The organism is Mucilaginibacter kameinonensis (assembly GCF_003675385.1).
In the GTDB taxonomy this organism is placed as follows: Bacteria; Bacteroidota; Bacteroidia; order Sphingobacteriales; family Sphingobacteriaceae; genus Mucilaginibacter; species Mucilaginibacter kameinonensis.
Window position 1 is genome coordinate 315,049 of record NZ_RCWZ01000001.1, and the last position, 11,846, is coordinate 326,894.

The 11,846-nt window shown below is 42.5% G+C and carries 10 protein-coding genes; 5 read left to right on the plus strand and 5 right to left on the minus strand.

Translation table 11 applies throughout. From position 1 onward, the window contains the following. Positions 1 to 13: 13 nt before the first annotated feature. The 4 genes from EAH55_RS01330 to EAH55_RS01345 all read right to left on the minus strand — a co-directional run bounded on the left by EAH55_RS01330 (position 14) and on the right by EAH55_RS01345 (position 3,358). The gene (locus EAH55_RS01330) at positions 14 to 940 is read right to left on the minus strand and encodes an NAD(P)H-binding protein (protein ID WP_121808170.1); all 927 of its coding nucleotides are present in this window, start codon (positions 938 to 940) and stop codon (positions 14 to 16) included. Between the two features lie 6 nt (positions 941 to 946). Beyond that, a complete protein-coding gene (locus EAH55_RS01335) occupies positions 947 to 1,837 on the minus strand; it encodes an SDR family oxidoreductase (RefSeq protein WP_121808171.1) in 891 nt (296 codons plus the stop codon). 205 nt (positions 1,838 to 2,042) lie between these two features. Beyond that, a complete protein-coding gene (locus EAH55_RS01340) occupies positions 2,043 to 2,291 on the minus strand; it encodes an FUSC family protein (protein WP_121808172.1) in 249 nt (82 codons plus the stop codon). 188 nt (positions 2,292 to 2,479) lie between these two features. Then, positions 2,480 to 3,358, minus strand: coding sequence for an alpha/beta fold hydrolase (locus EAH55_RS01345; protein ID WP_121808173.1), 879 nt, complete (start codon positions 3,356 to 3,358; stop codon positions 2,480 to 2,482). 292 nt (positions 3,359 to 3,650) lie between these two features. On the opposite strand from EAH55_RS01345, the gene EAH55_RS01350 reads away from it, so the two are divergent. Then, complete coding sequence (locus EAH55_RS01350; protein ID WP_121808174.1) at positions 3,651 to 4,388, plus strand: hypothetical protein; 738 nt, start codon at positions 3,651 to 3,653, stop codon at positions 4,386 to 4,388. 113 nt (positions 4,389 to 4,501) lie between these two features. Here the strand turns inward: EAH55_RS01350 and EAH55_RS01355 are convergent, their stop codons facing one another. Beyond that, complete coding sequence (locus EAH55_RS01355; RefSeq protein ID WP_121808175.1) at positions 4,502 to 5,398, minus strand: glycosyltransferase family 8 protein; 897 nt, start codon at positions 5,396 to 5,398, stop codon at positions 4,502 to 4,504. 209 nt (positions 5,399 to 5,607) lie between these two features. Between EAH55_RS01355 and map the strand changes: the two genes are divergently transcribed. From map to EAH55_RS31580, 4 genes are all read left to right on the plus strand, one after another. Next, a complete protein-coding gene (gene map, locus EAH55_RS01360; protein ID WP_121808176.1) occupies positions 5,608 to 6,372 on the plus strand; it encodes a type I methionyl aminopeptidase in 765 nt (254 codons plus the stop codon). Positions 6,373 to 6,577: 205 nt separating this feature from the next. Continuing rightward, entirely contained in the window at positions 6,578 to 10,249 is a 3,672-nt protein-coding gene (locus EAH55_RS01365; RefSeq protein WP_121808177.1) for an ABC transporter permease, read from the plus strand. 104 nt (positions 10,250 to 10,353) lie between these two features. Continuing rightward, the gene (locus EAH55_RS01370) at positions 10,354 to 11,682 is read left to right on the plus strand and encodes a hypothetical protein (protein WP_121808178.1); all 1,329 of its coding nucleotides are present in this window, start codon (positions 10,354 to 10,356) and stop codon (positions 11,680 to 11,682) included. Next, entirely contained in the window at positions 11,663 to 11,842 is a 180-nt protein-coding gene (locus tag EAH55_RS31580; RefSeq protein ID WP_244228072.1) for a hypothetical protein, read from the plus strand. The genes EAH55_RS01370 and EAH55_RS31580 overlap by 20 nt, the downstream gene beginning before the upstream one ends. Positions 11,843 to 11,846: the final 4 nt, after the last annotated feature.

The following is an 11,846-nucleotide window of genomic DNA, read 5'->3' on the forward strand; positions in this document are numbered from 1 at the left end:
TTCTTAAAGATCGTTATTTCTGCTGATAAACCACCGCAAATTCCTTCGCGAAGTCTGCGAGTTTTACCTTACCCATCTTCGGTTTGGCTTTATGAAAATTTTCGAGCGTTTTGCCGCTGTGCATTGCTGCCCCCATTTCAATAAGCGTTTCCGCCAATTTCTCGGGCACTTTAGCCATCTTCAATCCCTGCAACATTTCTTTGTCTGAAAGCCGCACCCATTTTAGCCAGGACTTCCCTACCGCGATGCCGATAATCCGGGCCGCTTCGTTACAGGTCATCTCCTCGCTGCCTACGTATCTAACCGTTTTTTCCTTCGGCAACAAGAGCAGCTCTTCTGCAACGGCATCGGCAATATCTTTTGGCGACACGAAAACAATACGATCATCCCCGCCATAGTTGCCCATTAACAGGCCTGTTTTACCGCTTAGCAATGCCCAAAGGCCCGAATAGCGCAGGGTAAGGAATTTGCCGATAAAACCTTTGCCCCGAATAAGGTCGATAGACTGGTAAAAATTAGTGTAGAAAGCAGCAGGCCGCATGATGGTCACAGATGCGTTTAGTCCGTCAAACAAGTGCTCAACATTTTCGTCTTTAATCAAGTCGGCCGCCCATCCGCTTAATAATACAACCCGCTTTACACCTGTCGACTGAAGGGCTGCAGCATAACTTTGAGCAATCCGGTGCATATATGCACCAAGGTCAGGCTCAACGAAGCTCAGCGGGATCATGGCATAAACCGCATCCGCTCCTTTAAATGTTTCGGCAAGGAAGCCGTCATCCGACATGGAACCGATGGCGGCTGTTCCTCCTAACTTTTCAATAGCTTCCTGTTTAGCCGGGCTGCTGCTTACTACCGTTACGTTATGCCCTCCGGCAACTAAAATCTGCGTTAGCGGTAAGCTGATATTACCTAACGAACCGGTCACAATAATTTTCATGGCTTGTTATTTGGTGTAAACACCGTTTGTAATATCCTCCAGCAAAGTACTGTGGGTTGGCTTCCAGTTCAAAGTTTGCTGGGTCCATTCGCTTGATGCCGGGCAATCAATGGCCGCCATATGTGCAAACCAACCAAAATGTTCGGTTGCTGCTTCCGGAGCGATGGAAACTACCGGAAAATTCAACTCCCTGCCTATGGCTTCGGCTATTGTTTTAACCGTGATCGCTTCTTCGGCCGAGGCATGATAACGGGCTGCGGGCGCAGCACTTTCTAACGCCAGGCGGAAAAGCTTAACCGCGTCCAGGCGGTGTACTGCGTTCCAACGGTTAGCACCCTCTCCGATATATGCCGAAACGCCTTTTTCGCGGGCGATATTCACCAGTATGGGAATAAAACCGTGTTTATCTTCATTCCCATGTACGGATGGCGACAGGCGAACGGCTGCGGCACGAACACCCTTTGCAGCTACGGCATCGGCTGTTTGTTCGGAAGCACGCGGCCAACCCGGACTAACCGGCGGAATAATATCTTCGGTGGCTATTTTTCCGGGGCTCACCAGCGCAGTACCCGAAGCAACAATGAACGGACGGTTAGAGCCGGCCAGTACATCGCCAATGGTTTCAATGGCAGTTTTATCTATTTGGCAAATTTCCTGTAAACGCGTAAAATCGTGTACAAACCCGGCGTGGATTACGCCATCAGCAGCGGCAGCACCGCTACGCAGACTTTCCAAATCTTCCAGATCGCCCCGGTGAACTTCGGCACCAACCGCAATCAGCTTTTGGGCTGATGCATCCGAACGTGCCAATCCCAATACCTGGTGACCGGCACCGATTAACTCCTGCACAATGGCAGTTCCGATAAAGCCTGTGGCTCCTGTAACAAATACTTTCATTTTGTATCTTTTTGTTGATACAAAGATGGGGCGATATCAATTGCTGGATTTATCCAAATCTGCGTTTGATTTAGTCGAAATGAACATTGTTAAAAGGGTAGCCTCTACGAGGCAAAAGCAATCTTAATTTTTTCTACAAACAGGTAGCGCCTAACGGCGCATTGAAAGGCATGTACGCCTGTGCTTTATGAGGGTATCATAAGCACTATTTTAAACCTTTTTCTTTTACCAGTCTTTCTACTTCCTTATTTCTCAGCTTATTCTTAGCTGCTATTGGTAAATAGATAAGCGGAAGAAAAGTCAGGAAACCAAAACCATTTCTAACAGTACTGTAAACGGCAACCCCAATTAAAAAACCGATGATTGCTGCATCTAAAATATTGCCCGATTTAATTTTTTTTGCCTCTTGTAATAATTCTTCGTTTGTTAGTTGTGATAAGTCTTTTTGTTCCATTGGTGTGATATCTTTTGACGGTTAAGCTATGGGTAGTATTGCTTGCAGGCTACTTTCCATGCCACAAGTTTACGAAATAATAAATCTCCGATAGACAATTAGTCAAAACCATCAACAAGCAAAATGGCCGGCGTTAACACCGGCCATAGGCAAAGCTATCTTCAAGATAATTTCCTATACAATTGTGTTTACTTCAAAAAGCCATTCAAATATCCCAGTATGGTGCTCGTTTGCATCATCAGGCTCACGTGCCCTTGCGCCGGAACAATAGCCAAATGCGATTTTGGCATCGGGCCCATATCGGCAATAACACCGCCGCCCAATAATTTATATGTTTTTGCCAGCTCAACTTTATCAAGCCCGTCATTGTCGCCGGCGATGATCAAAACAGGGGCTGTAATTTTAGCAATATTGTCATCACCAAAATCAAATGGTTCCGCGGCGAAAGCGATCATCTGTTCAATGAACTTTGTCCATTTGGTTTTATCGGGCGCTACAGCGTCATAAGCGGCTTTCATCGGGGTGTTTGTAAAAAATTCCGGCTTCCATGATTTAAAAGCGGCGGTTACTTCAGGTAGCCAGCCATTGCTTTTATAGGTAGACGAAATGATCACTAATTTTTTTAAGCGTTTAGGGCTTTGGATAGCAAACTTATAGGCGATAGAACCGCCCATGCTATAACCAACCACATCGGCACTGTCAATTTTCAAATGATCCATTACACCTTCCACATCGCTTGCCATAGCAGCATGTGATAATTTTCGCTCTGAAAATTGCGTATGCCCGTGCCCCTGCATTTCAATGGCAATTACTTTCCTGGTTTTAGAAAGCTCGGGAATTAACTGGCCCCAGTTATCGGCAATGGTCATAAAAGCACCATGCAATAAAACTATAGGCTTACCTGCACCATAAACTTCATAATAAACTTTAATGCCATTAACCGGTGCGTAGCCGCTTTCAGCAGGTTTGCTTTGTTGCCCTTTTGACCGAAGTACAGTGGTAAAAAGAAGCACAGCAATTATTGATGCAGACCGAAGGATATTAGATCCTTTAAGTACTCTTTTCATAAGACGTTTTTTAATTGTTTCGATTTGATTGACAATACAAATATCTATGGCATTTCAGGATTTTGTCCTGTGTAAAAACGACAAGTTAAGGGGGAAATCGCGACAAGATGTTGACGTTCTCTTTCTCTGCCGACATCGTTTATCAACAAATAACTCCCCCCTATTTAATATTACAAGATAAAAAACAATCAGTAAATAAATTCCCCCTTATAGTTAATAACTGTAGCCTTTAGTTTCAACAACAACAAACAGAGTCAATTAAAATGCTTTTATTTGCGTTTTAATTAATTTCATGAAAAACCTTAACCTTATCTATGCCTTTTTACTTTTTTCGGCAATTGTATCATGTAAAAAAGACAACAATCAGGAAACCACTCCTAACAAGCCCGCTCTTCCGGCAACAGCCATTAGAGATTCTGTTTCTTATACCATTGACGGTAAAACATATTCGGCCGGTGGTGTAAACATTAATTCATCTTCGTCCGGTGGCCAGGATGCAAACCGGAAGCTTATTTATCCCGACAATACCAATAAACACGTGTATTCCCTTGTTGGCGCTCCGGATTCTGTAATGTATTATCAAAAAAATTCAATAGCTACCAGCGACGTGCATATCCAGGTGTTCTTTTTAAAAAAATATATCCGGAACAACGCGGGCACTACCTGGATGCCGGGGCTAAGTGATATGCTTAAATTATTCACTACCGGTAAGCACCCTTTAGCAGAAGATTTTGAATGGGAAAACTCACAAAATGGAATTGCCATCGGTGTAACAGCTAACAATGAAGACTATTTATCTTACAATGCTTATGATGGACTGAATACGGTTGAACTTCCTCCCGGGTTCCAAAAAAACTCCACATTCGAAATCACAAGCTTTACCAAATCTGCATTTGAAGATGGCGGTCATTACAACCTGGAGGCAAAATTTACCACACTTGTATTTGATGCTGCCGGTCATCAGAAAAAATTGGACAATGGTTACCTACGCCTTCATTTTGATCTTTCATACAGCACACGTGCTAATTGATAGAAATTAAATCACGCATTCAACAATCTCATAAAGACGATAAAAAAGCCGCCCTGAAAATGCAGAGCGGCTTTTTGACGTTTATAGACTGATAAAAGAAGCACTCAACCCTCTTACTTTGAGGTTGGGGTTTTGAGTTTATGTTTAATCAATCTTCCGTATGAGCGCCGGATATTCCATGCCCTTACCAGGTCGCCATACGTTGTTCTTCTGTATTTAGAAGCCCAAAATCTCGTTAAATACCTTTCCCATTCTGCATAGCCCTGGTGTAAGGCAAAAGCAAATAAATCCCAGGGTTTGGGCGAACCCACGAAATGAAATATCATCCGTTCGGCTAAATCAGGTCTTTCGAAATTCGCATACCAGGCACAATTAAACCTGCGGGGAAGAGCTTTAAATTTATTGCTGAACAAGGCGTTTAAAATTGTCTGATCTACCGCAAGCAGTTCTGAGGGGAATTTATTTCCAACATCCAAACAAGCCTGTTTTATATTATCACGCCGCCAAACATCAAGGTTCATCAACAATACACCAGAATTAAAATAAGATGACTCTGGTGATAAATTAAATTCCCTGATCAGGAACTTATGCTCTATCGCGTATTCAACAGTGCCTGTTGCCACGGCAGCGATAGCCGAATTTCCTATATCAAAATCTTCTAAATCGGTGACATCCAAATCAACCACCAAATCGGCATCAAGATATAATACTGTCTTCTCGGTGGTTAAAATTTCGGGGAGCAGCAATCTGCCATAAGGTGTCCAGTCGCCATGTAATGACCGGAGTTGTCCGAAATGTTTTACCGGATCAAAATCAATAAAATGCCAGCTTCCGGAATAGTTGGCTTCTTTTAATAAATGGCTGATGTTTGATTTATCAGCATTGCTCAAGTCGGCACACAAAAACCAGATATTTAACGATTTTGCCCGGAAACAATTTTGAGCGAGGGAATTTAAAGTCACACCCAAACCTATGAGTGCAAGCTTGTTAACACAAAAGGATACATTCATAAAACAAAGCTACCGCTTTACGAACACAACGTATAGTTGTGAAACAAATCGTATAACAGTACCCGAAATTGAACGGTTTTTCACGCGTAGCTAATGAAAAACGCATGAGCAATTACTCAGTTTTTTTGATGCACTGTTTATAAACTGACACTGTGTAAATGCAGCCATGTATATTAATTGTTAATTTTGCAGCAGATAAAAATTAAAAGATGTCGATAAGTACCGAAGACGAAAGAAACGGCATGCAACAGGCAAGTGATGCTGTTGCCATTACGCTTAAGAAAATGCGGGAGTATGCTAAACCAGGTATGTCTACCAAAGAACTTGACGAATATGGCGGTGAATTGCTGACACAGCTGGGCGCAAATTCGGCCCCTTTGCTTACATATGAGTTTCCCGGCTATACTTGCATAAGCGTTAATGACGAGGTTGCGCATGGTGTACCTTCGGCAGATCAAATTCTTAAAGAAGGCGATTTGGTAAATATCGATGTATCGGCGGAGCTAAATGGCTACTGGGCCGATAACGGCGGCTCTTTCATCCTCGGAGAGGATATTCACGGCCATGGCAAACTGGTAGAGGCATCTAAAGAGATCTTAAAAAAAGCCATCAGCAATATTAAAGGTGGTGTCCGGATCTCGGAAATTGGCAAATTGATTGAAACCGAAGCTAAAAAGGCCGGCTACACAGTAATAAAAAACCTGACTGGTCATGGCGTTGGCCGCAGTCTGCATGAAGAACCGCACGAGATTGCCAACTTTTGCGACAGGTATAATACCACGCGTTTTAAAAAGAATTCGGTAGTGGCGATAGAGACATTCATTTCAACAAAATCAACCATTGCCGATACGCAAGCCGATGGCTGGACACTAAAAGGTAATAAAGGCGGCTTTGTTGCACAGCATGAGCATACCATTATGGTAACTGGTGGCGCACCGGTGATATTTACCTCACAGAACGGTATTTGGGATTAATTTTTCAGAATCATAGTCAGACCCTTTATCCCAATCCAACTAAATATTAAGCCGCTCTTCTTTTACAGAGCGGCTTTTTTGTTTAAGCTATTTCAACCGTATACCACCCCGGCCGGTTTTAAACTACATACTTTAATTAATTCGTTAACATTTTATCTATTAGTATTTTACTAATTTGGAGTGATGATTTATTGAGTTAACCAGTTTGAAACCGTATACATTCCATATTTCCCTTTATGATGCCGCGTTTTTTGGGATGCTATTTATCGGCCTCACTTTTATCCTGCTTTTATGGTTCGCCGGGAAAACCAGCCGGTCTGCAAATCGCTTTCTGGCTACGGCATTGGCTGCCGCCGTTTTGTGGATAGCACGGATACTTGCAATTGACATTCAACTGTCGGCCTATACCCCTTCCTGGAGCCGGCTGCCGATGCAATTTTCATTGGCCATAGGCCCGCTCCTATTTTTTTATGTACTCAAAGTAGCCCGCCCCGAATATAAATTCAGGCGTAAGGATCTGCTACATTTCAGTCCATTGCTCCTTGAGGTGAGTGCCCATATTTTCGCAACCATTGAAGGTATAAAAACAGGTGTTCCTACTTATAATACAGTAATATTTCAACGATTAAATCCAGTATTGCAGGCATTGGCATTTATCTCTGTGGTTCTCTATTTATATCAGTGCCGAACGTTAATCGAAAATTTCTATCAACAGCAAAAATTTAACGGAGGCGACCGGTACCGGCACGAACTACGGTGGATAAATAATCTGCTGATGGGTTTCGGTGTGTTATGGTTCCTGTGGATCCCCTTTGTAGCGGTTGATTATTTTTATTACAATCAGCAATTAGGTGCTCAGGCTTACTATCCACTTTACCTGCTTTTAATGCTGATGATCATCTGGATGGCCGCAAGGGCTTTTTTAAGACCCGAGATTACGGCCCTGCCAATTACTGCACCCGTTTTAAAGCCATTACTACCGGAAGAACTGAGGCAAAAAGGAATCTGGCTAAAAAGAGCGATTAAAGAAAACCTGTATTACCAGGATCCGGAACTTAGCCTGAGTTCTCTTGCCGAAAAGCTTGGCTTAACAACTCATGAATTATCCCGGATCGTCAATACTGTACTTAAAAAAAGCTTCAATGATTTTATCAATGAATATCGGGTACAATCGGCCATCCGTAAAATGCAGGATGCCGCTTATGATCATATCACCTTGTTGGGAATCGCCTATGAATCCGGGTTTAATTCGCAAAGTTCCTTTAACCGCATTTTTAAGCAAATAACAGGTAAAAGCCCGCTGGAATATAAAAACGGGCTTAAAAAAGAGTTGCCATCTTATAATTTGGGAAGTGGGGCACAAGTTGCGCCGGTAATTTTAAATCAAGAATCCGCCACTAAATGGGTTCATGACAAATTTAACCGCAACTTTATGTTTAAGAATTATTTTAAAATCGCATGGCGTAATTTAACCCGGAATAAAAGCTATGCCGCCATTAACATCACCGGTCTGGCTGTGGGTATTGCCGTTTGTATGGTGATTTTTATCATTATAAAATTTCAAACAAGCTTTGATAATTTCCACCTCAAAAAAGACCGCATTTTTCGTGTTTTAACCGAATACCATCATGCCGAAACGGGCAATATTACTTATGGCAAAGACGTCCCCTTCCCTTTTCCATTAGGATTAAAAACCGCCTTCCCGCAAGTAGAACAGGTAGCCCCAATTTTTGCAAGTCAAAACGACCAGTTGATCATCCCCGACGAAAATGGGGCTACGGTAAAAATGTTTAAGGAACAACGGGGACTGTTTTATACCAATCCATCATTCTTTAAAATCTTCGACTTTCCGTTGCTTGCCGGTTCGTATGCTTCATTAAAAGATCCGGATAACGTATTGCTTACCAAAGAGGTTGCTGAAAAGTATTTTGGCGACTGGAAATCCGCAATGGGTAAAACCATTAAATTGGAAATGGGCGGCTTTATGTTTGAGCACGGTACGGATGTGTTAAAGGTCTCAGGAATCCTGGCAAACATCCCCGCCAACTCTGATTTTCAATTAAAGCTCGTGGTTAGCTTCGGCACAGGGTTTACAGGCGACTATTTAGCAAAATCAACCGATTGGAACAGAACTGTAGCCGATTTTGGCTGCTACATCTTATTACCTCAAAATCTTTCTGCCGGCAATCTTAATCAGCAGCTAAGCGCGTTTTCACAAAAGGTAAAATCTGCCGATAATAAAGACAGCCATATCGTACAGGCATTAAACGCGGTACATTATGATACCCGGGTAGGCAATTACAGCAACAAAACTATTAGTCATGAACTGCTTAATCTGTTGTGGCTTATCGCGGCTTTCATCCTGTTAATAGCCTGTGTAAACTTTATTAACCTCTCTACCGCGCAGGCTGTTAACCGGGCAAAAGAGGTTGGTGTCAGAAAAGTTTTGGGAAGTAATAAATCTCAACTGCAACTCCAGTTCATCGTCGAAACATTTTTGATAGTGGCAAGCGCTGTAATGTTTGCCATCATCATCACCGTACTTGCATTGCCTTATGTAGGCACGCTTTTGGAACTATCGCTGTCGTTCAACATATTCAGTAATCCGGCAATTGTTGTATTCCTTTTGATTGTGACAGCCACCGTAACGGCGCTGGCTGGTTTTTATCCTTCCATTGTTTTATCGCGTTTCAACCCGGTTAATGCTTTAAAAAGCAAGCTTTCAACAGACCCGGCAAATGGAATTTCGCTGAGAAGAGGATTGGTCGTTTTTCAGTTCATTATAGCGCAGGCACTCATTATCGGCACGCTCATCATTGTAAAGCAGATGAATTACTTTATGGACCAGCCCTTAGGCTTCGATAAAGATGCCATTATCAATGTTCCTTTCCGGGTTGATAGTCTCCGCCTAAGCAAAATGGAATACTTGAAGAACCAGCTAACGTCCATAAACGAAGTAAGATCGGTATCCTTCAGTTCCAATACACCCATTGAAAACGGTAACGATACCTGGAGCGCCATTAAATATGATCGTTCACAAAAAGAAACCGACTTTAAAGCCATTACCAAATTTGCCGATCAGGATTATGTACCTGCTTATAAATTACACCTGATAGCCGGACGAAATCTGAAACCCGCCACCATGACAAGGGAGTTTTTAGTCAACGAATCATTGTTGAAAAACTTAGGGATAAAAAAACCGGAAGATATCCTGAATAAAGAAATAAGCATCTGGGATGACCTGATCAAATGCCCTGTTGTGGGTGTACTGAAAGATTTTAACGACCGGTCTTTCCGCCAGGAATTGGCACCACTGCTTATTACTACGGACAACGTAATGTACAACCAGGCCGGGATCAAGCTGTCGACTACAAACATGTCGGCCACACTGGAAGCCATTAAGAAGGTATGGGAGCAAACATTTCCAGATTTTGTTTATGAGTACAAATTCCTTGATGATAAAATCGCGGGCTTTTACAAGCAGGAAAATCAACTGGCCCAATTGTATAAAATCTTCGCGGCTATAGCGATATTTTTGAGCTGCCTTGGTTTGTATGGCTTAGCATCGTTTATGGCCGTACAGCGGATAAAAGAAGTTGGTATTCGTAAAGTATTAGGCGCTACGTCGGGCAGTATCGTTTATTTGTTTTCAAAAGAGTTTATCATACTCATTGCTATTGCCTTTGCCATTGCCACACCTATAGCCTGGTATTACATGCACCAATGGCTGCAGGATTATGTTTACCGCATCAAAATAAGCTGGTGGTTGTTTGCCGCAGGCGGATTTGCTGCAACATTTATTGCATTAGCTACCATAAGCTTCCAGGCTATAAAGGCCGCAAAAGCAAACCCGGTGAAAAGTTTACGGAGTGAATAAGGCGGGCGTATTAATATATAAATACATTGTTTAAACATCCATCCCCGGTAAGTTATCAGCCTTATTTTTTAATTTTAAGCACTTATAACTTCGGGGACTACAAAATGACGCTTAAAGCTACCTATACCTTATTTTTCTTTTTAGTATTTATTTCAGGTACCCCTCGCTGCTTTGCACAATCGGCATTTGATAAAGACTCTTTGATAGTCAGAGGCAAAGTCGTTTATATCACAGCATCTAAAAACTCCTACAGCATAAGCACCAACAAGGCGTTTCTACATTCGGGAGAAGAAAACAAAACACTAACAAACGATGCGGCGTATATCAATGGCGATTTTATTAACCGTGGGGAGTTTGCACGCAAATATATCAAAGCAATTTCGCGCCAGCGGTCCATAGCGCTCGCCCGCAACCCGGATATGACACTGCTGCTCCAGTTTAATACCGCCGGCCGTGTAGACGATGTGAAGTTTGTAATTGCAAAAAACGGCAGCCTCACCCCCGAGGATTTGATGGTAATAGACTCGGCCATTAAATCATCTGTACAAATTAAATTGCCTGCAAGTGTTAAACATGCCCATAAAATTGAACCATACACCTATCTGTTTGATTTTTTGCGGATGGCTGCTTACAAAACAGAATGGGTAGAAGGGATAGAGGAAGATACACTTCATACCGACTGGGTTAATAACGATATCAAATTAATTAACCAGGTTGTCGCATTAGATAAAAGTAATCCCCAGGCCATTGTCGATTTCTTCGCCCCACCGGTAGATAGTCGTCCCCGGCAAGATACTTTGGGTTTCGGATGGACGTATATATACACGGGCAAGGCAGCTGGATATATTTCGGTAACCCTTGAATATTATACACATAACGGCAAGGTTGTTAGTTATGCCCTTTCCTCGCAACTTCCCAACAGAAAAACGCTGGCAAACAAATATGATTCCTTACTTCGCAAAGCGCTGCCTGTTGATTCTGCTGACCGTTTATATTACAAATTCGGTGAAGATCGCATTTTCGCTCCCCTAAGCGATATTGCACATTCTGCTTATAAAAACCAGGCCATTCCACTTCAAATGCTGCAATATATGTCGCCCTTATCCGGTACTTTGTATGGTCATTATGGGGGGCTGCCGATAAGTCTTACCTCAAACCGGACGATGTTTAACGAAATCATCAAAAGATTGTCGCCCGATCAGATTGTAACTTTAATGTACAGCATCAATCCGACATCAAGATTAACGGCAATTGAATATTATTACCGTCATCCGGAACGCTTCAAGAACCATAAAACCATCGATAAATGGATAAAGACGGTTTACGCCGAAAAGCCAAAGATTGAAACAATACAAGGGTGCATCATTTCAGACCTAAACGCGGAAAGCGCGGTAAGCGGCTTCGCAAAGTGGCATGATCCTTTGGATGAATGATGCAGGCTCAGGCCAATACAACAATCTTACCATTAGCCGTATTGCTATCCATCAGGCGGTGAGCCTCAACAATATCTTCCAGGTTAAATACCTTGCCAATATTGAGTTTGTGGTTTGCATTTACATCTCAATTTGTATAGCTTTAGTTAACCAACCGTAAACTC

Bases quoted from the DNA above. Each gene is read 5' to 3' on its own strand.
- EAH55_RS01370 (WP_121808178.1), top strand. From the start codon at position 10,354: ATGACGCTTAAAGCTACCTATACCTTATTTTTCTTTTTAGTATTTATT.
- map (WP_121808176.1), top strand. From the start codon at position 5,608: ATGTCGATAAGTACCGAAGACGAAAGAAACGGCATGCAACAGGCAAGT.
- EAH55_RS01340 (WP_121808172.1), bottom strand. From the start codon at position 2,291: ATGGAACAAAAAGACTTATCACAACTAACAAACGAAGAATTATTACAA.
- EAH55_RS01350 (WP_121808174.1), top strand. From the start codon at position 3,651: ATGAAAAACCTTAACCTTATCTATGCCTTTTTACTTTTTTCGGCAATT.
- EAH55_RS01355 (WP_121808175.1), bottom strand. From the start codon at position 5,398: ATGAATGTATCCTTTTGTGTTAACAAGCTTGCACTCATAGGTTTGGGT.
- EAH55_RS01335 (WP_121808171.1), bottom strand. From the start codon at position 1,837: ATGAAAGTATTTGTTACAGGAGCCACAGGCTTTATCGGAACTGCCATT.
- EAH55_RS01345 (WP_121808173.1), bottom strand. From the start codon at position 3,358: ATGAAAAGAGTACTTAAAGGATCTAATATCCTTCGGTCTGCATCAATA.
- EAH55_RS01330 (WP_121808170.1), bottom strand. From the start codon at position 940: ATGAAAATTATTGTGACCGGTTCGTTAGGTAATATCAGCTTACCGCTA.
- EAH55_RS31580 (WP_244228072.1), top strand. From the start codon at position 11,663: ATGATCCTTTGGATGAATGATGCAGGCTCAGGCCAATACAACAATCTT.